The following is a 23,134-nucleotide window of genomic DNA, read 5'->3' as shown; positions in this document are numbered from 1 at the left end:
TGATTGAAAATTTGGTCCGAGAACCTCAGTTCAAGGCGGTCTACGTCGATCTGGACAACACGTTAATTAAGGGATCAGCGTTGTTTCACCTGGGTAGTGCATTAGCTGCTCGCGGTGTCCTCCGACGATCAGATCTGGCTCGACTGGCAGTTCACCACATCGTTTATCGACTTGCTGGAGAGCACCCACGGCTGATCACCACCGCTAGGGATCACAGCCTGCATCTGGCTGCAGGACTACTCGTCGAGGACGTCCTGACTGGCGCCGACCAACTATATGACCAAGTGCTCGCTCCACGCTTGTGGCAAGGAACGATGCGATTGCTCCGAGCCCATCTCGATGCCGGCACACAGGTGTGGTTAGCCACCGCTGCGCCAATCGAACTAGCCGAGCTCATTGCACGTCGCCTGCGGTTATCTGGTGCGCTAGGCACGCGTGCGGAGGTAATCGAGGGCATGTGGACGGGGCGACTAAATGGATCGCTGCTGCATGGGCCTGCCAAAGCGGCCATCGTGACCCAGCACGCCGATCAGCATGGATGGAGTCTGGCTGACTGCATCGGGTACAGCGATTCTGTTCAAGACCTACCTCTGCTAGCCGCGGTGGGTCATCCTGCCGCGGTCAACCCCGATCGCGCATTGCGACTGATCGCAGTTCGCCGTGGGTGGCCAATCCATGACTTCCGCTCACGCTCCAGAATTCGGACTCCTCACCGTAGGCGTTAGAAACGCTCAGGACACTGGCCATCCGCTTGGCCTAACCGCGTTACACCTCTACACACAGGCAGACCTCCACGCGGTGGGGTCATCAACGCATAGGGTCGACTGCTGTGGGACTCTTTACTCCGAGGGCGGGACCCCTCCTAGATGGTGACGACGCCGCGGTGATTCGTGTCGCTCATGACGTTCTGCCGGAGTTGTCATTCGCTATACAGCGGAAGGTGCGCGAGGATCACTCTTTCGAGAGGCTTCGGTTGATCTGCCTCAGTGACGCAGATTCAAGCGATGCCGGAATGAGAGCGCGCTGCGAAGCCATCCAGACCGTAGTGGAAGAGCTCCGGTCCCTTGGGTTCGTGGCACATCAACTCGGGCCGGCATTTTCAGAGTGGAACGATGTCGACGTCGTCGGACGGCGGGTAACCTCAGCCTCCTAAACGGCCCGAAAATCGTGAAGCGGTCGAAGCCGAGGAATACTCAGTGGTCTGAACACTTCCCGGCGACAGCGTGTTGTACAGACGCAGGAGCAACAACCTGTTGGCCAAGGCCAAGTCCACACCGCAACCACGGCGGCCGCGCCGGTCCCAGGACACCCGCCGCCTCACCTGAGTCACCACGAGCTTCACGAGCTTCACGAGCTTCACGAGCTTCACGAGCTTCAGATAGTCCACGGACACTTCTGTTTTCGGCAACCAGTGACGCACCGCGGGCCGGAACGATGCGTTCGGTTCGGTCGCCACGACCCGAACGCTTTGGAGCCACCAGCGCGGTTGGGCCTTCGACCATCAGTGCACCGCGGCACCGCGGCACCGCGGCATCGCTCATAGGCTTGAATACTCGTGGCCCTGACTTGCCGGGCTGACTAGTTACCACCCAGCCTGCCCCAGGGCCACGGGGCCTAATTTTCAGGCCACATCACGCGCAAAGTTCAAGAGCCGCGTCGACAGCAATGAACTGCCAACTTTAGGCATCTCAGAGATCACACGGTGGTGCTCTATTTCATCAGTGTTGTGCCGCCACCCCACACGCAAAATGCATCACATAGATGAGTCATACCTGTGCCCAAATTTAGGCATCAAGAGTTCTGGTAAATCGTCGCGCGAGTCTGCAGAATCCCTCATATCGGGAAAGATTATTAATAGGCTTTCCAGCGATGAAAAGAAGCTACGGCAGCTTACTCGCCGCACGAGAAGACCCAATCTAAGGGAGACCGAGCACCATGGCGACGAAGAAGACTCACCACGTTTGGCCGATCTGTATCAGTACCGGCAAGGCGCGTTATGGCGAACGGAAAGACACCAAGCTGGCCCTTTCGGAGGCCGCACGCCTGCGGTCCGTGGCCGAGCGCAACGGTGCGCTGTGCACATGGACGGTGCTGCGCGCTTACCGCTGCGACGAATGCTATGGCTGGCATTTGACATCGAAGCCCCAGTCGCGTGGGTGGGCCGCCTGATGCCAATCAGCTTCACGGCTCGCGTCGCCCATTGCGCAGTTATCGGCTTCGTGATGTCTGCTTCGATGACGCTCAGTGGCTGCAAAGCGCCCGAGGATCACGGCCTCATTCTGGGCGTGACGGCCAGTGCGGCTGAGCCCGCACCGAGCCTCGCTCCTCTGGTGGGGGCGCTAACTACCCATGCGGTGGGAGCCGTCAATCCGGGTGGTGGCGCGGTCAAGGTTGTGGTCGGGAACAACACGGATACTCCGGTCGTCGACCTGACACCGCTGAGGTCGTCCCAGGAGGTCGAGCAGGATCCGGACCAGGCGCAGAAGTTGGTGGCCAGCAAGCTCCGCAAGTTGCAAGCAGTGTTGGACATATCCACACCACAGAAGCCGGGTCTGGACCTGATGGGCCTCTTCCGGCGCACGGTACAGGCTTCCTCCTCCGGGGACAGTCTGCTGTTGGACACCTCCGGTGTGAGCACCGTGGACCCGCTCGACCTGCGGGTCACTGGGTGGTCCATTGATGTCGCCTCCACGGTTACCGATCTGCGCAAACGGGGCCTGATTCCCGACGCCCGGGGGCGCACGGTTCGGTGGATTGGTCTGGGCGTCACCGCCGGTACCCAGCCTGAGTTGACTCTTCCCGAGGTCAAAACGGTCACGGATCTGGCTCTGTCGGTGTGCCGGGCTAGTGGAGCGGTTTGCTCTGCGGAGTCCGGCGATGTTCCCCGGACTCCACCGCACTCGACTCAACCCGTGCCGGTGGTCACGGTTGGCCGTACGACAACGACGTGCACTCGTCCGATCAACCTGCCTGGTGACGTGCTTTTCGACCGAGGCAGTACGTCCTTGAGCGTCAATGCCGACCAGGCCTTGGGGACTGTTGCTGCCCAGCTGGCGACCTGCCCCGCGGGGCGGGTCGCCACGATCACCGGTCACACCTCCTCTGAACTGAGCGGCGACCACGAGTTCGCGTTGTCCAAGGCCCGCGCTGTAGCCGTTCGAGCCCGCTTGCTGCAGCTCGGGGTACCGATGCACGTACTTGGTGCCGCGATTGGTGTCGGCGACACCCGCCAGGTTGTAAACAACCTGCCCGATGGGCAGCGCGTCGACGCCCTCGCACAGCTGAACCAACGAGTTGAAATCACCATCAAATGAAGGAAAATACCGTGTCAATCCAGTCCGAGATCAACCCGCCCGAAGCTGACCCGAGCCCTGTCCATATGCGCGTGGTTCCTAGCCCCGAGCCGACACCACCCAGCATCCCCACGATGCACACGCTGACTTCGATGATCGGTGTGGGCCCGATGCCCTGGACCAAAATCGTCCAAGGCCACCACATGGTTAAAGAGTCCGGCCGCATCCGGGTCCCGCGCCCGCCTACGCAGCTCTCACACGCTGAGGACGACGTGCGCCGTCGCGCAGAAGCCCGTGCTCAGCGCAGCCTCGACGCCGGGGTCAAAAAGGCCGACAAGGACGTTGACGTGATCAAAGGCCTACACGCCGAGTTTCTGGTCAACGAGGTGGTCTTGGGCCACCTCGACACAACTCGATACGTGGGACCTCACGGAGAAAGCCTGTCGACCCCGGAGACCGCCGGAAAGCTCGCGACCTGGACGCAAAAGGTGAGTGATGACGAGGACGAAGGTTCCGTCGCTCACCGGCGGACGGATCCCCGGGACAAAAAGTTTTACCCTGCGATCTTGTGCGCCGACATCGTCGTCCTGACGTTGATCTGGTGCAAGATCCTGAACGTCAACTTCCGCACTTTCTGGACCGAACCGGGCGGATGGATCAAAGCAGGCACCGCGCTCACCTTTGGCTTAGTCGGCACCTTCGCGCTGTCCATTGTGATGACCCACCTGGGAAAGCATCACCGGTCCTACCGAGCAAGCCACGGCGGGTGGGATTTCAGCGGTGGGAACCGGCGGATGCTGATCGGCGAACTCGCCGCGACCTTCCTCGTGATCATCCTGGTCGCTGCGGTAATGGCCGCCCGGGTCGTCGCGGAAGCAACTGGCCCGCAGAGCACGATGCTGCTGTGGCTGCTCGCAGTCCTGTTTGCAGCGCTGATGAGCGCTAGCGCCTACCTGGCGTATAAATCCGAGTTCAACAACGGGTCACTACTGACAGACAAGATCGACGTGCTCGCCCCGCAGGTGCATGTCAACGACGCCACCAAGAAACAGGTCGAGACTAAGCAGTCCATCCTGTTGGAGACGTCCGGCAAGCTGACCGGTAAGCTCGAACGTCACCTCGTCAAGACCAGTTCTGCGGCGCTGGCAAGTGTGGAGAAGAGTCGGGAAGACCGGACCATCCGGTACGCCCGAAGTATCCATCAGCAAATGGGCGCGTCGGGTCAACTGCCCGCTCCTCGCCTCGATTTTAGCGGTCTGGAATTGGCTCTTCAGCAGGCCAAGCAGCTGCGGCGTCACCAAGATCAGCTGGAAGTTCTCGACGGCAACAGGGCCACGCCGTGAGTAGTTTTATGGACAAGGCAAAGCGCGTCCAGGCCGCCGCCCAAATCACCGGGCTCCTTGCAAGTAGCGGGCATGCCCCGCCGCCGGCGAAGATGTCCGCCGCTCTGCGGGATCAGTGGAGCCAGAGCCAGCGCGCCTCACCGGAAGAAATCCACCGCAAGATTCAGCGCCTAACGACGAAGAACTACCAACCGACGACCTCGCTGACCAAGAAGGACAGCAAGAAGCTCCGCGGCAAGTAGCAGAGCCCCTCACCAAGAGCACAACGCGCAACCACCTCGGCCGCGAGTTGATCGTCGGATGGGCCCAAACCCCTCCGGCGATCAAGCTTGCCGCGCCAAAGCAACCCGGTACCCGTCTGTCGGGTTCTACTCACCGCACGGAGACTTCATCGGTTCTTCACTTGACTCCACCGCTGGTCTCCCCGTGTTTGACCGGCCGCAGGCGGTCCGGTTGGGTCGCAATTTACCGGAGCACAGTTGCTCAGGTTGGTGGACCTTTGGTGATGGGGTGCCGGTCGAGGTCGGGTTGGTAGAGGCCCCGGTAGGAGTGGATTTGCTCGGCGGTGCGCACGGTGATCGCGGTGCGGTGCGGGTCACGGTTGGCTTTGGATTGCAGTTGTTGCCGGGCCCGTCGGCCATCTTCGCGGTGGTGCATTCGGACGGGATCGCGACGGTCGCGCTCGGGTCGTCCGCGTGCTGTCGTTCGACTTCGATGACGTACCACTTCTTCCTCGCCCGCTTCTTCGCCGCAGTTTTGGCGGCCGGGCCCTACGGGGTTGGGCGCTCGGGCGTGGTGCCGGGCTGGGCTGGTATCGCGGTGGGGGTGGCCTCGATGTCACCCACTGGTGTGACGGGATCACGGCGCTTGCTTGTGCTCCTGCGGCCACGTCCCGCCGACACGGTGGTCGGCGTCTGCGGTGACGCCGAAGATGGTGCCACCGCCGGCGCTGGTGTCTGCTCGTTGGTGATGGCATAGGCACCGCGTCCGGCGAGAGCGTCATAAAGGACGCTGCGGGAGACGCCAAGATCCCGAGCGATCTGTGCTTTGGGGATCTGCAACGCGACCTTCTGACCCACCGTGGTGACCTGCTCGGCAGTGAGCACGGGTTTACGTCCCTTGTACGTGCTTTTGGCTTTCGCGATCGCGATGCCCTGGCGTTGGCGTTCCCGGATCAGCGAGCGTTCCAACTGGGCGACCGCGCCGAGCATGTGTAACTGGAACATCGCGTACGGGTTGGCTTCGTCTTTGGCGAACGTGAGGTGTTCCTCCACAAAGTGCACCGTGACGCCCTTACTCGTGCACTGCTCCACGATCTGCGCGAGATCGATCACCGAGCGGGCCAAGCGGTCCATTGACGCGACGCGCACCGTGTCCCCCTCGCGCACATACTCCAGCAACTCCCCCAACGCGGGCCGGTCCTCGCGGCTTTTTCCACTGAGGTGATCAGTGAACGTGCGATCCACCTCCCCCACGGCGCTCACCTGCCGGTCAGTGTGCTGATCCACTGAGGACACCCGCACATACGCCACTGTCTGAAACTGCACGCGGACCACGTTACTGCCGGAACTGACCGAATAACAGATGGATTACGACAGAACGACAGTTTTTTGATCCATCTCACATGTCCGACATGGGTATACCCCAGAACGACAGATTTCTGGGTGTTCGGGCGATCCTCACGCGACCCGAGGTCACTGCCTGTGGCTTGTCCGTTGCCCTGCTGCCGGCGCTTTCCTGTTGGTGGCTCAAACCCTGTCGCTGAAAGCGCCTGAGACATTTCACGGCGGGACACTTAACCGAGACATCTCGGTGCCCGACGATCCGGCCGGGCCGAGTGGTCGCCGCGACGGCTGCTGGACGTCTCATCAACGTTTGCCTTGATAAGACAGCCACGGGATGCCTAACTCACACGATGCGCCCTTCCTCGTCTATGTGTCGGGGTCGCCCACGTAGGGCGAGAGCATGTGAACGCCCGGTGGTGGTGTGTCTCCAAGTCCGGATGGCGGGACCTTCCAAGACGAGACGCGCGCGTTAGGTCTACGTTGCCGCCGCTGAACTTCGCTCGGGCGAAGGATACTCTGCCGATGGCCCGGCCCTAAGACCGGAAATTCATGCCGTGATGCATCTATATGATGCCGAGCGATCAACCAAGCGACAGAAGAGGACGACCGCCGGATGCCGTGGACCAACGAAGAGCGGGAAGAACGTCTGCAGGACATCCTGGAGTCGATGAAAGCGATCTTTCAGGCCGACCCCGAGAAGGCGGTGCGCAGCCAGGAGTTCATTCAGACCTTCCACAGCTTCGTCGCCGATGACTTTCGAGCGTTCCTGACCACGAAGGCTACGAAGGCCGGCGTGAAGGTCGTCGAAGAGGCGAAAATCTTCGGCTCGTACAAGTCTAAGGACGTCGATGTCGCCGTCGTCCACCCCACGAATGGCCCGCTGATCTTGGTTGGCGTGCGTAGCCAGATGAGCTCAGTCGGCAAGAACGTCCTGACGTACTACCAGGACATCGTCGGCGAGGCGATTTCCCTCCAAGAACGCTTTCCCATGTGCACTACTGGGTACGCCTATCTTCACCCGCTTGAGGTCGTGCCCTGGCAGAAGAAGGATGGGAAGTGGGTCAAGGCCGAGAACCCGAACCACCATCGTTTCGCACGCATGTACGCCGCCATCGGAGACCGTGACGACCGCCTGTACAAGCACCAGACCGGCTCATACGACCACTTCGCCTACTCCGTAGTCGACTTCCAGTCTGACCCGGTAAAGCTGCGCGATGACATCATCAAGCGCGCCGTCGATAGCCTCGAAATGTCAATCCTCACCTTCGTGCCGCGGCTCGTGGAAACCTTTCACTCGCGCAACCTCTGGGTACAGGACATCTTCGAGCCGACGAAGACCGAGGAGTTCCCAGACGAGGACGACGAAGAGGGCGAAGAGCACCTCGATGATTCGCTCCTGACCTCTAACAAAGACTGATCTAAGTCTGGTTCTGCGCCTTGCGCCAACAAGCGAGAGTGTCTGCGCCCTCCCATATAGCGGCCAGGCCGTCGGTGCCCACGAGATTCTCGATTGACGTTGCACCGGCTGCGTACGCAGCGGCAGCATCGCCCGAGCGGAGGGCAACGTTGAGCTTCTCCGCGTCACCGTGTGGCGTCGACGCAGGATTAAGGATCCGAACGGCGTCGGCCTCACGAGGGACGGCAATCATGACGCCCCCGCCGAGCGAGTGGATCTGCAGCTCTGTACTGAGCAACGTCAACGGCGTGTACCAGGAGTTCACGAAATTTCTCGGGTCCTGGTCTACCTTGGCATAGCCGCACAGCACGCTGTTCGAGGCCACCCAGCCCGCATCGTTGAGGTACAGACGCGGACGGTCACTGAACGTGGTGAGCACCAGGTCAGGCGTCTTGACGCCAGGCACGCGGTACCAAGGCTTGCGGATGCGGCACTTGTAACCCATGTCCACGCCGTCGTGTTCACCCTGAGCGACGTACTCACGCTCGCCCTTCGTGAGCTTTTCGCCAGGAAGCCAGAGCCAGGAAGACGGACTCATGGAGCTCGTATCGACGCCTCCGCGCGACAACTGACGGGAGCTCCCAATGGTTGGTAGGAGTGAGCCTTTAGGCAGGCGGAAGCTCTTGGTGGTGCGCTGGTCGGGGTGGAAGAAGGACTTGTTGCCCGACACGTAGCCGATGTTGAACTTGACCCGGTCGCTGGCAGGGGACGTATGCAGGTCGATCACTGCCAGGGCGTCACGCGTGACCTCAGGTAACAGCGCGTACTGGAAGGCGCGCTCGCCCCTCACGACGTCTTGAAGCTTGATCGGCACGCCAGCTCCGATGCCGGCAGACAGATCAGCAAGTCGATCATGCGCGAGCTGCTCGACGTACGAAGTCGTGCCGCCGCGCTCCTCGGCAAGGAGGACCAAGACATTCTGCATGATGTCCCGGAACACGCGCTCACGGAACCTCAGTACACGGATACGGCCGAATGAGCGCCCCAAAAGTTCCCATAGTGGGCGGGCGTAGCGGACGTACGTGAAGTCCAACGGGAGCACGAACGCCAGCCGCCCGCCCCGTTTGAGCTGGGCGGTGGCCTTGGAGACAAACGGCATCCAGACGCTGCCAGCGGTGTCCATCGCCAAGCCGCCCATCGTCGAAGCGGCGGCGTCGAGCGCGTTACGCCGGAGAGTGCTGTCAAGCTCGCGCACGCGGACAAATGGCGGGTTACCGATGACCACGTCCGACATCGGAAGGTTCGTCGCGGAGAGGAAGTCGCCGACGTGAACACGACTCTTCGTCACCGCACCGCTCGCTACAGCCTCAGCGGCTGTGGCGGGATCGAGCTCGCAAGCGTGCAGATCGAGAGCGTCCCAGTTGCGCGACGTCGCGTACAACTGCGCCGCAAGAGCGAACTGCCCGTCGCCAACACTGGGCTCGACGATCACATCCGACTCGCCGCGAACGGCCCAGCGGACCATCACGTTCGCAGCGTCGTCGGGGGTGAAGTACGCGCCGCGACGACGCTGGGCGGTCCGCTCCGCTCGAGCGTTGAGGGCAATCTGCCGCCCGAAGTCCTCGATCTGATCCTCGCGGTATACATGGCCGTGCATCGTCGCGATCGGTGCAGGCATTGCAGCCGCGATGCCGGAAGTCGCGGCCTGGGAGCGTGTTGCCCACACACGGAACGTATTGACCGAGACACCGAGCATCGCCGCGGCACGGCGGTTGTCGACAAGGCCATTAACAGGTCCAAGATCGTCGGAGAGGACTTCAGTGGCGCGCTGCATACTCATTTAGCCACCGTAACGCATCATTACATATTCACTTGAGTCATTAGGTGTTGAGATCTCAGCGCGCTGCTAGCTGACGGGGCGCTGCTCTCTCAAGGTCGCCGCGCCTACAGTGGCCCGGCGCGACGCGTAGTGAAGGCATCCCAGCGGGCCAACGTGTGAGGTGGGCGTACCCCAACTGCACTGCATACCGCAGTCTGCGCGGATCAGAGGGGCCTTGACCTCATCCATGTGGGGGTCGGTTTTGAGCCACCGGGCCGCGAACTCATTCCTTTTGCGAGTGGTTGACCTGCGTCGACGCCCTTCTGGGCCGCTGGTCTGTTGGAATCGTCCGTTTGCGATGGACCCCGCCTCAGCGTCGCCGAAACAGCCACTAGCGCTATTCGCTGAGGAACCCGTTGGCGGCTGGTGGGATCTGCTGATCTGCAATACCGAGGCCACTCCAGGTATCTCCTACACCGAAGGTGTGGCCGGTCGGCACGATCACCGCGTCGCAGTGGACGCTTTCCAGTTTGCCGCGCACCACGAACACATGCCCCTGATCCGTCATACCAGAACTCCTCCGTAACCAGCTCAAGGCTGATGATCAGTGTCAGTGCCGTCAAGGTACGTGCTGCGGGAGCCCAGCACGAGCGGTTGCGGATCCGAGAACTCAGCGTTGTCGGTGGTCCGCCTTATAGTCAAAGTGAGGATAAAACAAGAGGAGACATCATGGAAGATCAGACCCAGCAACAGTCCACCTTCGATGCGCGACTGGAGCAGGAGTGGGCGGGCTATCAGGTCGCGCTCGGTGACCACCTGGCGAAACTGCCAGAAGCCGAGCGGTACGAGGTGCGTTCGCCTGACCAGTACGACGTGCCGTTGATCGTGGTGACGCGGCAGGAGCAGCAGTCGATGTTCCACCTCACCGCTCCGGTGCTGGCAACCGAGCAGTCGAACCTCCCGCTCAACGCCACGCGACGCAAGCAACTCAAGCGGCTCGGCATTGGTACCCAGGCCAGCACCTTCGAGTGGCAGCTCGCCAAAGGAGACCTGCACCTCGCCGACCACATCGCGTGGGTGGCCGTGCAACTCCTACGCACCATCTACGACGTGCCATCGCCCGCCTTGCTGGACGCGGACGCACTCACGATCACCGCCCCACAGGAACTGCAGATGGACAGACCGGCGTTCGAGGCGAGCTCCCCCGTGCACACAAAAGGTCCGCGCGAACTAGCCGATGCCGTGGAGCAAACACTGGAGCAAGTTGCGCCGCACCTCGCGCACCGCAACGAAAACTTCTTCAGGATCGGCGACGAAGAAGGCGCGATCAGAGTGCGGGTGGATGAAAATCCGCAATTGATCTGGGTGTTCACCACACCTGTAAGAGTGCGCGCCACGTCCACAGCAACACGTGAGGTCGCACTCCTTAACCGCGACGCGCACTTCGGCCGCTACTACCTCAAGGACGGGTGGCTCATCGCCGAGGTACGACTCCTGGCCAACCCGTTCGTGCCGCAACACCTGATGGACACCCTCACCGGGCTCCTGGACGAAACCCGCGGACTCGCGCAGGACTTCGCCTGGCGCACCCACGGCACGGTCCTGGACGCATAACAGTTCCTGCCGGGATCATCCAGAACGGGCCTGGCGACGGTCGGTCACACCGAGGTGGAAGAGGCCGTACTCCACGGTGTAGCTGGGCTGATCGGGACACCACTGTTCGCGGACCTGCTCTGCGATGTCGAGGTAGAGCGCGTACGTGGCCCCAGACCAGCCCGTTGCACCCCACCCCAGAGTGGTGGCGACCAGCCTGTCCAGAATGAGCGGTCGATGATCGACCTTGCAACGGTCGTACGCGGAGAAGTGCAGCCATTTGGCGAAGAAGGCCGGCCCCAACCCGAACACCTTGTTCTCCCCGCCCCGCATCATGCTCGTGTAAGCAGCCGGCGGGTCCACGACCGCGAGGTCGCGGGCCGCGAGCAGTTTCGAACCCAGCTTCGGGTCGGCGAGGGCTTTGACGCACCGGCTCACGCTGCGTGCACTGGTACCAGTCCCCCACGCGCAGATCGCCACGAACGCTGCCACCGCATCCGCCTCCGAGGCCACGGTGATGGCCTCATCAAAAAGCTCAGCACGGGTCACCCTGGCCGGCTCGGCGCGGTCGATGATCTCCGGACGGTCCATGCCGGCCGGCCACCGTTTCGCCCAGTGCGCCGGCCAAAACGTGAACCTCTGGGCGCGGACCTGCGCATCAGAGGGCGGACCATCCGGATACGACATCTCAAGCCGAGACACCAAAGTCGCCGCATCGGTGGTGTTTTGCGTCTGAGTTCGTGTCTTACTTCCTGGTTTTGATCAGACAGCATCTGGCGGGTCCTTCACCCCTCACGGGAGGATCAGGTCATGGCAGTAGAACAGTCATCACGGGCTGGCAGGAAGCGTCGCTCGAAGCGGTTCTTGACGCCGTCGGCGAAGTACGAGATTTGGTTGCAGTTGATCCGTCAAGAGGTCACGATCGCCCAAGCGGCCGAGCAGCAACGGGTGGACCGCTCGACGGTGGTGCGGATCCGACAGGTCGCCAAAGAGGGAGCGTTAGCCGCGCTAGCCGCCTCGAAACCTGGTGTTGCGGGCACGGCACGCGACGCGGAGTTGGACGCAGCGAACGCTGAGGTCGCCCGGTTGTCCGAAGCAGTCAAAGAGCTCGCGGTGCAGTTGACGTTGGCGCAGGGAAAAGACGGTTGGGGCTAAGTGGCCAGGTCCCCAATCGTGTCGACGCGGCCACCAAAGAAGGATTACTCGCGTTGCTGGACACCGCGATGGAAGCAGGCTGGACATGGCGGGCAGCGTGCGCGCACCTGGGTGTGTCCGAGCGTCGCTCGAACCGATGGGCGCGCCGCCGGGCCGCCGGCCGGTTGGCGGACGGCGCACCGGGTGGGTCCCCGGTGCACGGCATCCTGCCCGAGGAGAGCGAGGCGATCCTGGCCTTGTTTGAGCAGTGGGGGCAGGTCGATCGTTCGCACCGCAAACTGGCACACCGTGGGTCCTACCTGGGCCGGTTCTGATGCTCCCCTTCCACGGTGCGCCGTGTTCTTCTGTTGGGGGACAAGCACTTCCGGCCCGTGCCCCGACCCGGGACCTCGATCAAATCACCGTTCCCGACCTGGGCGCTCCGCGAGCCGAACTCGATCTGGATCTACGACTCCACCCACTTCACTGCGTGCGGGATGACCGTATTGATCATCGAAGACCTCGTCTCCCGCAAATGGCTCACGCACCTGGTCTCGGTCGAGGAAACACACACCCAAGTCGAGAACGCGTTCACCACCGCCCTGGAGGCCGAGGGGCTCCTGGACGCGGCATTGGAGCGGGCCGACAGTGGGCGGGTGGACCCCGCCTGTGATGAGGGGCTGGCCCCGATCCTGCTCGCGGTCTCCGACAACGGGTCGCAGATGATCTCCCGAGATACCCGCACCTTCCTGACATTGCTGGCGATCGCTCAACACTTCGGCCGGCCCGGCACCCCCACCGACCAGGCATGGATCGAGTCGTTGAACGGGACCATCAAAACCGAGTGGCCCCACCTGCTCGCGATCACCGAACCCGCCGTTCTACGCGCCGAATTGGACACCATCCAAGAGCACTACAACGGCGTACGCCTGCACCAAGGGATCGGGTACGTCACCCCCAACGACGAACACGAAGGACGCGGCGAGCAGATCCGCCAAGCCCGCCGTGAAGGCATGCAATGGGCCCGGCTCCACCGCCTTGCCAGCCGCCGGGCCAAGCGAGATAATCAACCAACCCAAGGACCCCACGATGCTGGGTAATACATCGCGGAAGTCGGACATTAACTCAGACACACCTCACCTGTAGCCCCGCCCGAGCACGAAACCCCCGATGCCGAACTCGCTTCCCAGCAGGTCCGTGACCCACCAGGCCCTGCCTGCCGGCCACGAACCGCGCGAGGCAGAGGGCGCCGGTGTGAAACCCGCCCGGTACGGGGACTGGGCTTCGCCAGTCACCACACCGGGCCAGAGCGGCGACTCGTCATAGGCCCCGTGACACCGCGCCCATCAAACAAACGAGCGCAGGCAGTGTCCCAATGACGACACCCAAGGCGTTGCCCGCTGTGGTGGCCTGAACCCAGCACGTTGGCGGCCGCGTACCGCACTCCCCCCGCCAGATAGACACGAGCGACCCGCCCGGTGGCGATCAAGGAGTAAGCCGCACACCAGACGGGCCTCGTGCCGGTACCGCTACCTGACCAGCAACAGATACCGACGTGGTCACGGTACGACAAACGGCCGGGATGCAGGACTGATCACGGCCACGCCAGCGGCCAGGTCGCCAGGTGGCCAGCAGTAGTGACGGTGCCCGGGCACACTGCCCAGCTACTCCCCCGCCCAGCCCGACTGCGGGGGCGCCCCGCTACCGGCCAGTCCCCCACCAACCCGCCGGTTCCCCCCCGATCACCGGGATCACTACCTGCCTGCTGACAGCGTCAGAGGATGCCGCGCGGCAGGTACCCCACACGCTTCCGCACCGCCGACGGTTACCCCGGATAAGATCTGCTTATCCCCATCAACGACCTCCCGCCGCTGAGCGGCGGCGCCAGACCTCAAACCTGCTGATTAAGAGTCCGGCACTGGCCGTCGATAGACCTTCCGGGCCGTTGGCCGCGTTGGCGGCTCGTGTCTGGACGTCCCGGGTCACCGGCGTTTGAGCCGGTTCGGTAGACGTGCGGGCGGGTTGGGCAGCGTGTCGCCGTTGGCTGCTCGTGCTGCGCTGATCGCGTGGGTGATGGCGTCTACGCTCCACGCGGACTCACTCGACCAGTGTCCGGCGCTCTCGTCGGCGGCGATCGCGTCTTGCATCCGCTGGTAGACCTCGGCTTCGACTTTGAACGCTTTGGTGTTGCCCGTCCTGGTCGTCGCCCGTTTCGCCCCTGCTGTGCTTCTTTTGACGCGACTTGTGGAGCTGAGCGCTGCGTGTGTGCTGAGCGCGTTGGTGACCCACCGATAGAGCGTGTCGGCGTCCCCTCGCCGGTTCGACCAGTCCGCGAGGTAGGCCGCTTTCATCTCCTCGTAGGTCTCGGCGGTGAGGTACACACCAAGGTTGACCCGCGCATCCTGGGCTGTCCGCTGGCGGCGCTGTTCGCGCGCAGTGTCGCCCTGGCCCTCGCTGAGTGCGGCGTCCTTCGTCGGAAGCGTTGCGGACTCGCTCGGAGCTGTTACAGCCTCGGCCTGCGCTTCGGTTGCCTCGGTGTCGGTGCGGTAGACGTTGGTGGGTTCAGTGTCACGGTCGCGGATACTGCGGCGCTTGGGGGGCATGGCTGGCTCTCCTTGCTTATCGGGCTGAGTTGGCGATCACGGTGGCGATTGCTGCCGCGTAGTCGGTGGCGATTCCTGAGCCCGGCGCGTAGATGCTGACGGGCTGGCCGTTCGTGTACGCATCGCGGGCTTGCACGGTCTCGCGGATCGGTGTCGTGACGGTGCCGGGCCGGGTCTCGTGCAGTAGCTCCACGATTTCGCGGTCCAGTAGCCGGCGGCCGTCGTAGCGGGTGGGGATGATCCAGTGGACTCGTTGCCCTGGTCGCATCCGTGAGGCGATCCGCTGGCGGATCACGTCCTCTAGCCGGGCTAGTTGGTCGTATGCCTCGGTCTCACACGCAATTGACGCGATAACAACATCTGCGGCTGCCAGCGCGGACAGGGTGACCAATCCCAGCGAGGGCGGGGTATCAATCACCACGTCATCCCACTCCCCCACCAACGTCGGCAAGTAATCCCGCAGCGAGGTAATGACTTCGGGCCGCTGGTCCAGATCCGCCAGCTCGTCAGTGCCCACAAGCACCGATACGCCGGGCACGCTCGGCGCGGGTACTGCCGCCTCTTGTGCGGTCGCCTCTGCGAGTAGGACATCAGCCGCGGCCGCTGACACTCCCCCGGCATCCCTGATCCCTAGCCGCCGCGTGAGGTTGCCCTGCTGGTCCAGGTCGATCCCAAGCACTGTGCGACCTCGACGGGCCAGCTCGGCGATAACCTCGGCTGCCGTGGTGGTCTTGGTCGATCCACCTTTCGACAGGGCTACGGCATAGACCGTCATCTCATCTCCTCATGCGGTTGCGTGTGTCACTCGCGTTCATTATGTCGTGACTGTTTGTTAGATAGTAGTTGGTGTGAGTGTTGCCTCACGTAGTGAGCGCGCTTCGTAGTGCGGCTCTCGCTATGCTCACGGATGCTCCGCGCCGTGGTGGCGTGGTCCGTGTTGGCCGCTGGGGTCGGGCTCCGCTTGTGAGTCCGACCCCAGCGGCGTCTAGTCCAGGTCTGCCGACGTCGCGTAGTAGTCGAACGCGCCGAGGCGGTGATACCGGCGTATCAACTCCGCCGATCCCACGCTGTCATCGGCCTGCTCCCACTCATCGACGGCTGCGGCCGCTTCGGGGTGGCGAGATGCGGCCAGCGTGACCAGTGCGTCACTCTGCGCGGGTCCAAGGAGCTGGTCTGTAAAACGACCTTCGGCACCTGTCAAGGCTGCGGCCACGGCGCGCAGCTCGTCGTCTGATTTCTCGCTCAGTTCGGCCTCTACCCGTAGACGTACGACCCGTCGCACTGCCATGCGAACTAGGTCCGTGTCGCCCGCGCGGCCTGTCGGAAATACCCGCACGCCTCGCTCGATCTCGCGCAGCGAGTCGAGCGACAATTTTCTGGCCTGCATCGACTCCACCATCTTGTTGAGTGCTTCGCCCTTGGTTGTCATTTCTGGGTGCTCCTTCGGGGTGGCGGGGTGGTTAGTCCCTAGTGGTCCGTGTTGTTAGTTTAACTATCGTAGTTAGTTGTTAGATACTAGTTGTTGTGGGCGGTGTCTCATATGCTGGCTAGTGACTCCGTGGTGCAAAATGGGTGACACGGTTCGCCGGGTTCGGCTCCGCACTCGTCGCACGGCTCGGCCAGCGGTCCGACTGCAAAAGGATTGGTTTCGAGCTCGAGGGCGGTCTGCGCGTCGCCGTGTTGTTCGTCTCCGGCGTACATCACTCCCCCGCTTCCTTGAACGCTTCACGCAATGCCCGCAAGGCGTTGGCTGTCTCGGTGGACTGTTGCCCAAGACTCATGCACTGCCACTGATTACGCCCATGCAGGTAGGCCGCCCATTCACGCGCCAGCGCGACATCAGTCGCCGCTGACAGCGTTACTCCATCGCCGAGGTCGAGGCTCAGCTCTCCTACGATCGCGTTGTTCATGGTGCTCCTTCGTGGTGGCGGGGTGGTTAGTCCCTGATGATCCGTGTTCGATAGCTTTATTCTATCGTAGTTGTTTGTTAGTGAGTAGTTATCGTGGCTGTTGTCTCGCATGGTGAGAGTGTGCGGCTCGCGGGGTGATTTCGCGGGCCACACACTCTCGGTGCTTGTCAGCTCGTGAGGTCCGCGGCGATGTCGGCGATGGCTTCGCCTGCTTTGGCGCGAGTCCACGCTTCGCCCTTGGGCTCGAGGCCGACGTCTCGTAGTGCTGCAGCTAGTGCCTTGTTATCGGCCTTGGCCTTGGCCTTGGCGGCCTTGGCCGATTCGGTGACGGTGACGCCTTCACGGCCAAGCGCGACAGCGGCTACGGCGTCGAGTACGTGTGATGCACGCTCGTACGCGACGGCGATGCGCTGAGCGTCGCGGGTCCATTCGGCGGCGTAACGGGCCGACCCTCGGGCTAGATCGCCCTGTCCGTATGCGGTCAACAGCCCGAACGCGACTGCCTCGGCTTCGGCTTCCATGTCACCTCGGTGCTCTCCGGCATAGGTCCGCTCGTCGTCGCTGCCGTGTAGGAGTGCGTGCGCGATTTCGTGTGCCAGCGTCTCGACGGCTGACCACCCGCCCAGTCCTCCATGCACGACGATCTGGTGTGTCGTGTGCACGGTGTATCCACCCTCGGCCATGTCTCGCCCCGATCGGGTGACGGTCCAACCTTGGCCGGCTATCCACTCAGCGAGACGCGCGAACACTGTGCGAGCCTCACCCTCGGGCAACTCGGGTGCGCCATACGCGGCCGCGGCGGTCTCGCCCTGGTCGTTGGTCGCGTCGCTCGCCCGGTAGGTCTGCTCGATGCGAAACACGGTTTTTCGGATTGCTCCGGGTGCATCCTGGGCGCACTTCTTGCCGGTTTCGGGATCGACCCACATTGACAGCGGCCGAGAGAAGATCGCCAGCGCTCGACCCTGCGGGGTAAACCCACGCTTCGCCCAGATGTACCGGGGAGCGATTTCCTCAGCCGCTGCCTGGAATGCAGCGGCAAACGCTGCATCTTCGCCCAATCCCTCTGCCTCGAACCTGTTCGCGAGTTGGCAAATGATGAGCGCCTGATTGTTGGGGGAGTAGGCCGGGTGACCGGCACGCAATCGCAAGGCACGCGCTGCCATCGCAGCGGGCCACCCTGCGGGGTTCGCGATGAAAGCTGCGGCCTGCTCGGTCAACGCGGCGCGAGTGGCCTGGTGGTCAATAGTGGTTGTCATCTCTGGGTGCTCCTTGTAGTGGCGGGGTGGTTAGTCCCTCGTGGTCCGTGTTGTTAGCTTTATTCTATCGTAGTTGTTTGTTAGTGTGTAGGTGTTGCGTATGTTGTCTCACATGATGAGCAAATTATGCTGAGTGAATTGCTTGACTCGATCGCCACGCTTAGCAGCTCGGGCAAAGCGTGCAGGCATGCCGTCGCGGGGGACTGGTTGCCCTATAGCAGTCGAGTGCCGTTGACCGCTGTTCGTCTCTTACGTGCGCTTATGGGAGGCAGCGCGGGAATGGCAGCTCATCGGATCGAGCGACCCCCCTCGTCCTAAGCCCGCGCGAAGCGCGCACCCTGTGCCACTGCGAATCAAGAGTCGGCTGCGAAACCTGCCGTGCCTACGGGCATGTTGTGCGGGTTGTGCACTGTGTCTCTGTGGGGGCATATGGCGTTGCCGGGTGGGTAAATGGTCGTGGCCCGCGTGAGGGGCTGCACCCCGAACAGGGGTGGTGCGGGGGAGCCGCACGTCAGCGCGGGCCACGACTGTGCGGCACCGGGTGGGGGGGTTGGTGCCGCACTCTGAACGCTAGTTGGGTTGGTTGTGGGGTTTCTGTGTGTGCCGAGGCTGGGTTGGCTCACTGTGCGGGCAGATCGTGATCATCTGCGGACCCGACCCGGGTCTAGGTGCACCAGGGCGCATCAAAGATCAAGTGGCCCAGCGGGGCGCCAGGCGAAGCACGGACCCCCGCGACAAGGGCCACCCGATCCCGCCGCCCAGCATGGACGCGCACCAAGCACAGCACCGCCGCAGACGGCATACAGGCCATACCGCCCGGCGACATACGCCTCACTAACAAACCCCTGACCATGCATCCCAGGGAACCAGCCGGGCCCGGTTCCACAGGGCCGGGCTGGCAATACAGCACTGAATGCCAGTGAGGTCCCGCAACAGGTGCGCACCGGACAAGCAGCCAGGAGGATGGGGGAGTCGGTGGTGGCCGTGTCGGCACGCCCCAGCGCTCACCCAGTGCGTGGGAACAGTTTTCAGGCAGCTGGTCGGACTGTGTGACGGGCCGGGTTTCGTGTCACAGGTCCCGACCCGACCATGTATCGAACACATGTTCTAATACGGTGGTGGGGCAGTCGCGGGCGGAGCGGACGTGGCCACGGCCGCGATCGGTACGTCACGTCTGGGTGAGATACCGAGATATTCATCCTTTTCAACCCCCCGATCCAGGCGTTCTCGTGTCCTGGCGCCGGCGCCGGGGCACGTGGGAAGGTCTAGTGATCGTGGTGCGTCTGGGCGTTGGCGGGGAGCTCGTGGTGGACCAACGGTGGGTGGACGCGAAGGATCTTCGTCCTGCGGTGACCGACCCGAATAGGGCGTTTGGTCTGCGATGAAACGGGGGTCAGTCACGGGTTAAACGTGTGTGGCTGGTGGAGTGGGCCGGGGGCGGATGAAGTAGGCGCCCAGGCGGATCATCGCGTCGTGGTTTAACTCCCAGGTCGCCACGTGTGGCCCGGATCGGCGGTGATAGATCAGCAACCCGACCCGGCTCAGTTCCAACAGACGAGGACGCGCGATCGATGCGTCCAGTTGGGCCAGTTCACATACCCGCGCCAACGTGACGGGCCCTTGGTGACCCGCCACACCCAACACGCTGATCGAGCGGTGATGACCCAGGACCCGCAACACCCCCTCCAGAGTCCGCGCGTCGCCGGTGGGTAACCAATCCGCAATCGCCCCCGGTGGCCACCCACCAGAAACACCACCGCCGGTTTCCTCCCCCTCCACCACATCACAATCAACCTCGTCGACCTCGCCATAATGGACCTCGGCGCTGTCGATCTCGTCGCGGTCCTGGTCGCTCATCTGGTGCAGTCTGCCCGCTGGGGCCGGTGTGCCACACGGTTTTGCCCGGGAGAAGATGGACCCTGACGGGGATACCGGGGACCACAACGACTGACACGGCTGGGGGAGTGCGGGTGAAGAAGAAAACGTGGGGTGGGGGAGCGGTGATCGCCCTGGTCGGGTTTGGCGTGATCGGCGCGTTGAACCCACCCGACAAAAGCGCCACCGCGGCCAACACCAGCACACCCAGCTCGAGCAGCGCATCGAACGGCGCATCGAGCAGCGGGGCCACTACGGGTGCGGGCTCGACTCCGACGACACCGCCGGCGTCCTTTCCCAGTAGCTCGAGCAGTCTGAGGAGTTCGGCCGGGTCAACGGCGGGTAACCCGGGGCGGATCGTCGCGGTCAGCACCATGGCGGCGAGGGCACAGTTAGCGGGCTTGGTCGTGAAGGGAAGGGCCCCGAAGACGGGGTACAGCCGGGCCCAGTTCGGGCCGGCGTGGACCGATGACGTGAGCGTTGCCGGTGGTCATAACGGGTGCGATACCCGCAACGACATCCTGGGACGGGACCTGGCCGGGATTACCTACAAGGCGGGCACCCGGGGCTGCACCGTGCTGGCCGGGACACTGCACGACCCCTACACCGGGCACGTCATCAGCTTCACCCGCGGTCCGCGGACCTCGACCGCGGTACAAATCGATCACGTTGTCGCGCTTTCCAACGCGTGGCAGACCGGCGCGCAACAACTGGACGCCACCGGGCGGGAAAATTTGGCGAATGACCCGCGCAACCTGCTCGCGGTCGATGGGCCCAGCAACGAAGCCAAAAGCGATGGGGACGCCGCGACGTGGCTCCCACCGAACAAAACCTTCCGGTGCACCTACGTCGCGGATCAGATCGCGGTCAAAGCCGCCTACCACCTGTGGGTCACCCCACCAGAAAAAGCAGCAATGACCGCCGTGCTGGCCCACTGCACCAACCCACCCGGCCCCACCTCAAGCACTACCGGTACGACCAGGGCCCCCGCGCCGAGGCAGACCACCGGCACGACCCCAGCAGCGCCGGCCGTCTCGCCGGTGGTGCCAGCGCAACCAGCGGATGTGTACTACCCCAACTGCGCGGCCGCCCGCGCCGCCGGTGCCGCGCCCCTGCACCGGGGCCAACCCGGGTACCGGTCCGGTCTGGACCGCGACCACGACGGCATCGCCTGCGAATAGCCACCCATCGCTGCTGAGCGCGGGACTGTACGGATCCTCCTGTTGGTTCCGGCGGCCACCGCCTCAGGACGATCAGTAACGACAAATCGGTCCCCTATAACGTCACTGACCGTTCCGTTGCTGCTCACCCCCGCCGTTATCGTCGGTGATATGAGCTGGTTGGATCGAAGCGAAACAAACGCGGCCCAGTGCCGCCACCGGGGCCCGGGGAGGGGTTTTCCCGGTGCCCTACCAGCGTTGAGGCCATCCTGCCGGTGTTGCAGAAAATATCGGATGACGGGTTGGCGCCGATCAGTAAAGACCACCCGGGTTCTGTGTTCATCGTTGGGCGGGGAATGGTTCCCTTCACCGTCGATGAGACCGGGCACGTCATCGAGCTGAAGTAAGACCGCCACAGCCCCGGCAGCATGTGGGTCTGCGGCGGAACGCGGTCAGATCACCGGCAGAAAAATAGTCACACGGTGCCGGCTGACGTCTCAGAAGGGACACTCATCGCCCTCCCACTGCACGACGTCGACGTCCAGGGGGTGGGCGCGGCGGTGTTCGCGGTCGGGGCATGCCCGCACCGCGCCATCGGCGCCGCACCTGGTGTCGAGCACGGGGATCCATCCGTCGCAGTCGGGCCGGTCGCACTGCGGCTGGGGGGCAGCAGGGCCCGGATCGGTAAACGGGTCGCCGGGGTAGTCGTTGACTTCGTCCAGTTCTCGCAACATCGCCGCCAGCAGCGCCCATGGCCGCTGAACATCCCGGTTCCTGGTGGGGGACTGTTTGCCCTTCCGGGTCGCGACGTCGGCCAACGCAAACACCACGTCATCGGCCTCCCAGGGCGGCGAACACGCCACAAACCGTGTCAGAGCCGGTGCAATGCGCCGGGGGCTCTGCCCCGACAACCACGGCAGCTGCTGAGCTACTCCCAGCGCTAACCGGCGAGTCACCACCGGATCAACCCGCTTTCGTTGAGGCCGGCGCGGCGAAGCCGCGACCTTTGCCTGGCCGCTCGCGGCCGTTGTGCGCTTGAAGTGAGTTGTTTGAAGGTGAGGTGGGGGGCAAAGACGGGTACCACTGGTAGGGGTGTTTATCCACAACCTGCGAGGGACTGAACGGGGTGTGGTGAACGCGACCTCTGTGGATAACCCCCGCTGGCGTGAACCCCGACGACGAGCCGCTAGGCACTCGTCCACGTTCAGCATCCGCCCGGCCGCGATCACGACCTCCAGGCCGATCTGACGGGCAACCTGCTGACACAACTGGACCGTGCGGGTCGTGGTCTGTAGGACGCTGGCCAGCGTGGCCGGACGCACCACACACCGCCGGCCCGTACCCGCCACCGCGTACCCACTACGGACCGTTAAATAGCGCACCATCAACTCTGGCGAGACACGTCGATGCAGTGTTTCGGCGTGGAACGCCAACGCCACCGGCACCACCGTGCTCAGCCAATGCTCACGACTGACCCACACCGTCACCTGCGAATACGCGCCCTCAGGGGCAAAACTACGGTGACCACGCGACGCATTACACACACCACGGTCATCCTGATGCCACCGCGGCAAAACACCAGGCCTGGTGCGGCAGGACAACTCCACAAACGCCGCATCCACCGGTGCGCACACACGATGCGACGCCACCCGAACCGCACGCTCAGAACACGGGTCGGCAAAGTCTTGGCGAAAAAGGGCAGCATGATCTAAAGTGGGCAGCACGAAGCCACCTCTCTGGACGGAGCGGATTCGTAGCCAGCTAGTCACTGGCGCAGAACTTAAGAAGCTTCAAACGATGAGCCGCCGCTGCAAACGGCGGCTTTCGTCATGTCAGGGCACTGCCCCGATCTGGATCAGCCCGTTAGAGGGAGCTCCTCGCTGTCCTGGGCTTTGCGCACGGGACCCGCCGCGCGCCGCGTCACGGCGTCGGTAACTCCCAAAACTCGGCGTTCGAGCAGCGCCTGCACGCTGATGCCAAGAGCGTGAGCATCGGCATGTAGTTGCTCGCGTTGTTCGACGCTCACTCTAAAGAGGACTCCCTTTTGGCGATCGTGCGCAACGAGTTGGCTCATGCCGCGCAGTCAAGCAGGTGTTAGCCCTGCTAGCACCTGTAACCGCGGCGTGTCGTGAAAGCGATGATAATTCATCACCGTACTCGTTGATAGGGAAGGGCCGATGTTCTTGC

At 63.3% G+C, this 23,134-nt stretch carries 23 protein-coding genes; 11 read left to right on the top strand and 12 right to left on the bottom strand.

Annotated elements, in window-relative coordinates; all coding sequences use genetic code 11:
* Nucleotides 1-1,141: 1,141 nt before the first annotated feature.
* A complete protein-coding gene (locus tag V3G39_17865; GenBank protein ID XAS78297.1) occupies nucleotides 1,142-1,456 on the bottom strand; it encodes a hypothetical protein in 315 nt (104 codons plus the stop codon).
* A gap of 479 nt (nucleotides 1,457-1,935) precedes the next feature.
* On the opposite strand from V3G39_17865, the gene V3G39_17860 reads away from it, so the two are divergent.
* The 4 genes from V3G39_17860 to V3G39_17845 all read left to right on the top strand — a co-directional run bounded on the left by V3G39_17860 (nucleotide 1,936) and on the right by V3G39_17845 (nucleotide 4,878).
* A complete protein-coding gene (locus V3G39_17860) occupies nucleotides 1,936-2,169 on the top strand; it encodes a hypothetical protein (GenBank protein ID XAS78296.1) in 234 nt (77 codons plus the stop codon).
* Nucleotides 2,169-3,314: an OmpA family protein gene (locus tag V3G39_17855; GenBank protein ID XAS78295.1), complete on the top strand. Its 1,146-nt coding sequence runs from the start codon at nucleotides 2,169-2,171 to the stop codon at nucleotides 3,312-3,314. The genes V3G39_17860 and V3G39_17855 overlap by 1 nt, the downstream gene beginning before the upstream one ends.
* 113 nt (nucleotides 3,315-3,427) lie before the next feature.
* Complete coding sequence (locus V3G39_17850) at nucleotides 3,428-4,636, top strand: hypothetical protein (GenBank protein XAS78294.1); 1,209 nt, start codon at nucleotides 3,428-3,430, stop codon at nucleotides 4,634-4,636.
* Complete coding sequence (locus V3G39_17845) at nucleotides 4,633-4,878, top strand: hypothetical protein (GenBank protein ID XAS78293.1); 246 nt, start codon at nucleotides 4,633-4,635, stop codon at nucleotides 4,876-4,878. The genes V3G39_17850 and V3G39_17845 overlap by 4 nt, the downstream gene beginning before the upstream one ends.
* A 528-nt stretch (nucleotides 4,879-5,406) precedes the next feature.
* On the opposite strand, the gene V3G39_17840 is transcribed toward V3G39_17845, so the two are convergent.
* A complete protein-coding gene (locus V3G39_17840; GenBank protein XAS78292.1) occupies nucleotides 5,407-6,183 on the bottom strand; it encodes a recombinase family protein in 777 nt (258 codons plus the stop codon).
* A gap of 631 nt (nucleotides 6,184-6,814) precedes the next feature.
* On the opposite strand from V3G39_17840, the gene V3G39_17835 reads away from it, so the two are divergent.
* On the top strand, nucleotides 6,815-7,618 hold the full coding sequence (locus V3G39_17835) for a hypothetical protein (GenBank protein XAS78291.1): 804 nt from the start codon (nucleotides 6,815-6,817) through the stop codon (nucleotides 7,616-7,618).
* A 1-nt stretch (nucleotide 7,619) separates the two neighbouring features.
* Here V3G39_17835 and V3G39_17830 read toward each other — a convergent pair whose 3' ends face one another.
* Both V3G39_17830 and V3G39_17825 read right to left on the bottom strand, forming a co-directional pair.
* The gene (locus V3G39_17830; GenBank protein ID XAS78290.1) at nucleotides 7,620-9,431 is read right to left on the bottom strand and encodes an N-6 DNA methylase; all 1,812 of its coding nucleotides are present in this window, start codon (nucleotides 9,429-9,431) and stop codon (nucleotides 7,620-7,622) included.
* 382 nt (nucleotides 9,432-9,813) lie between these two features.
* The gene (locus V3G39_17825; protein ID XAS78289.1) at nucleotides 9,814-9,984 is read right to left on the bottom strand and encodes a hypothetical protein; all 171 of its coding nucleotides are present in this window, start codon (nucleotides 9,982-9,984) and stop codon (nucleotides 9,814-9,816) included.
* Nucleotides 9,985-10,145: 161 nt separating this feature from the next.
* On the opposite strand from V3G39_17825, the gene V3G39_17820 reads away from it, so the two are divergent.
* Nucleotides 10,146-11,030, top strand: coding sequence for a hypothetical protein (locus V3G39_17820; protein ID XAS78288.1), 885 nt, complete (start codon nucleotides 10,146-10,148; stop codon nucleotides 11,028-11,030).
* 15 nt (nucleotides 11,031-11,045) lie between these two features.
* On the opposite strand, the gene V3G39_17815 is transcribed toward V3G39_17820, so the two are convergent.
* A complete protein-coding gene (locus tag V3G39_17815) occupies nucleotides 11,046-11,696 on the bottom strand; it encodes a hypothetical protein (GenBank protein XAS78287.1) in 651 nt (216 codons plus the stop codon).
* 123 nt (nucleotides 11,697-11,819) lie between these two features.
* Between V3G39_17815 and V3G39_17810 the strand changes: the two genes are divergently transcribed.
* Genes V3G39_17810 through V3G39_17800 form a run of 3 tightly spaced genes read left to right on the top strand, consistent with a single transcriptional unit; the run spans nucleotide 11,820 to nucleotide 13,243 of the window.
* Nucleotides 11,820-12,164, top strand: a complete 345-nt coding sequence (locus V3G39_17810) for a hypothetical protein (protein ID XAS78286.1) — start codon at nucleotides 11,820-11,822, stop codon at nucleotides 12,162-12,164.
* On the top strand, nucleotides 12,155-12,478 hold the full coding sequence (locus V3G39_17805; GenBank protein XAS78285.1) for a hypothetical protein: 324 nt from the start codon (nucleotides 12,155-12,157) through the stop codon (nucleotides 12,476-12,478). Before V3G39_17810 ends, V3G39_17805 begins: the two co-directional genes overlap by 10 nt.
* Before the next feature lie 15 nt (nucleotides 12,479-12,493).
* On the top strand, nucleotides 12,494-13,243 hold the full coding sequence (locus V3G39_17800; protein ID XAS78284.1) for an integrase core domain-containing protein: 750 nt from the start codon (nucleotides 12,494-12,496) through the stop codon (nucleotides 13,241-13,243).
* An 882-nt stretch (nucleotides 13,244-14,125) separates the two neighbouring features.
* Here the strand turns inward: V3G39_17800 and V3G39_17795 are convergent.
* The 6 genes from V3G39_17795 to V3G39_17770 all read right to left on the bottom strand — a co-directional run bounded on the left by V3G39_17795 (nucleotide 14,126) and on the right by V3G39_17770 (nucleotide 19,769).
* Nucleotides 14,126-14,746, bottom strand: a complete 621-nt coding sequence (locus tag V3G39_17795) for a hypothetical protein (protein ID XAS78283.1) — start codon at nucleotides 14,744-14,746, stop codon at nucleotides 14,126-14,128.
* Between the two features lie 16 nt (nucleotides 14,747-14,762).
* The gene (locus V3G39_17790) at nucleotides 14,763-15,521 is read right to left on the bottom strand and encodes a ParA family protein (GenBank protein XAS78282.1); all 759 of its coding nucleotides are present in this window, start codon (nucleotides 15,519-15,521) and stop codon (nucleotides 14,763-14,765) included.
* A gap of 210 nt (nucleotides 15,522-15,731) precedes the next feature.
* On the bottom strand, nucleotides 15,732-16,175 hold the full coding sequence (locus tag V3G39_17785; protein ID XAS78281.1) for a hypothetical protein: 444 nt from the start codon (nucleotides 16,173-16,175) through the stop codon (nucleotides 15,732-15,734).
* 271 nt (nucleotides 16,176-16,446) lie between these two features.
* Nucleotides 16,447-16,656, bottom strand: a complete 210-nt coding sequence (locus V3G39_17780) for a hypothetical protein (GenBank protein XAS78280.1) — start codon at nucleotides 16,654-16,656, stop codon at nucleotides 16,447-16,449.
* Between the two features lie 167 nt (nucleotides 16,657-16,823).
* Nucleotides 16,824-17,912 (bottom strand): ImmA/IrrE family metallo-endopeptidase, encoded by a 1,089-nt coding sequence (locus V3G39_17775; protein ID XAS78279.1) that lies wholly within the window; start codon nucleotides 17,910-17,912, stop codon nucleotides 16,824-16,826.
* Nucleotides 17,913-19,316: 1,404 nt separating this feature from the next.
* On the bottom strand, nucleotides 19,317-19,769 hold the full coding sequence (locus V3G39_17770) for a hypothetical protein (GenBank protein XAS78278.1): 453 nt from the start codon (nucleotides 19,767-19,769) through the stop codon (nucleotides 19,317-19,319).
* 113 nt (nucleotides 19,770-19,882) lie between these two features.
* Between V3G39_17770 and V3G39_17765 the strand changes: the two genes are divergently transcribed.
* Together V3G39_17765 and V3G39_17760 are read left to right on the top strand one after the other, a co-directional pair.
* On the top strand, nucleotides 19,883-20,968 hold the full coding sequence (locus V3G39_17765; GenBank protein ID XAS78277.1) for a DUF1524 domain-containing protein: 1,086 nt from the start codon (nucleotides 19,883-19,885) through the stop codon (nucleotides 20,966-20,968).
* A gap of 257 nt (nucleotides 20,969-21,225) precedes the next feature.
* On the top strand, nucleotides 21,226-21,354 hold the full coding sequence (locus V3G39_17760) for a hypothetical protein (GenBank protein XAS78276.1): 129 nt from the start codon (nucleotides 21,226-21,228) through the stop codon (nucleotides 21,352-21,354).
* A gap of 90 nt (nucleotides 21,355-21,444) precedes the next feature.
* Here V3G39_17760 and V3G39_17755 read toward each other — a convergent pair whose 3' ends face one another.
* Entirely contained in the window at nucleotides 21,445-21,903 is a 459-nt protein-coding gene (locus V3G39_17755; GenBank protein ID XAS78275.1) for a hypothetical protein, read from the bottom strand.
* Nucleotides 21,904-23,134 lie beyond the last annotated feature (1,231 nt).

The organism is Dermatophilaceae bacterium Sec6.4 (genome assembly GCA_039636865.1).
Taxonomy (GTDB): Bacteria; Actinomycetota; Actinomycetes; order Actinomycetales; family Dermatophilaceae; genus Allobranchiibius.
Note: the sequence above shows the minus strand (reverse complement) of the source record. Positions and strands in the feature narration are given on the sequence as shown.

What these genes read in the sequence shown, in the direction of transcription:
- V3G39_17860 (XAS78296.1), top strand. Translation starts at nt 1,936, where the DNA reads ATGGCGACGAAGAAGACTCACCACGTTTGGCCGATCTGTATCAGTACC.
- V3G39_17855 (XAS78295.1), top strand. Translation starts at nt 2,169, where the DNA reads ATGCCAATCAGCTTCACGGCTCGCGTCGCCCATTGCGCAGTTATCGGC.
- V3G39_17850 (XAS78294.1), top strand. Translation starts at nt 3,428, where the DNA reads ATGCACACGCTGACTTCGATGATCGGTGTGGGCCCGATGCCCTGGACC.
- V3G39_17835 (XAS78291.1), top strand. Translation starts at nt 6,815, where the DNA reads ATGCCGTGGACCAACGAAGAGCGGGAAGAACGTCTGCAGGACATCCTG.
- V3G39_17830 (XAS78290.1), bottom strand. Translation starts at nt 9,431, where the DNA reads ATGCAGCGCGCCACTGAAGTCCTCTCCGACGATCTTGGACCTGTTAAT.
- V3G39_17825 (XAS78289.1), bottom strand. Translation starts at nt 9,984, where the DNA reads ATGACGGATCAGGGGCATGTGTTCGTGGTGCGCGGCAAACTGGAAAGC.
- V3G39_17820 (XAS78288.1), top strand. Translation starts at nt 10,146, where the DNA reads ATGGAAGATCAGACCCAGCAACAGTCCACCTTCGATGCGCGACTGGAG.
- V3G39_17815 (XAS78287.1), bottom strand. Translation starts at nt 11,696, where the DNA reads ATGTCGTATCCGGATGGTCCGCCCTCTGATGCGCAGGTCCGCGCCCAG.
- V3G39_17810 (XAS78286.1), top strand. Translation starts at nt 11,820, where the DNA reads ATGGCAGTAGAACAGTCATCACGGGCTGGCAGGAAGCGTCGCTCGAAG.
- V3G39_17795 (XAS78283.1), bottom strand. Translation starts at nt 14,746, where the DNA reads ATGCCCCCCAAGCGCCGCAGTATCCGCGACCGTGACACTGAACCCACC.
- V3G39_17790 (XAS78282.1), bottom strand. Translation starts at nt 15,521, where the DNA reads ATGACGGTCTATGCCGTAGCCCTGTCGAAAGGTGGATCGACCAAGACC.
- V3G39_17785 (XAS78281.1), bottom strand. Translation starts at nt 16,175, where the DNA reads ATGACAACCAAGGGCGAAGCACTCAACAAGATGGTGGAGTCGATGCAG.
- V3G39_17780 (XAS78280.1), bottom strand. Translation starts at nt 16,656, where the DNA reads ATGAACAACGCGATCGTAGGAGAGCTGAGCCTCGACCTCGGCGATGGA.
- V3G39_17775 (XAS78279.1), bottom strand. Translation starts at nt 17,912, where the DNA reads ATGACAACCACTATTGACCACCAGGCCACTCGCGCCGCGTTGACCGAG.
- V3G39_17770 (XAS78278.1), bottom strand. Translation starts at nt 19,769, where the DNA reads ATGAGCGACCAGGACCGCGACGAGATCGACAGCGCCGAGGTCCATTAT.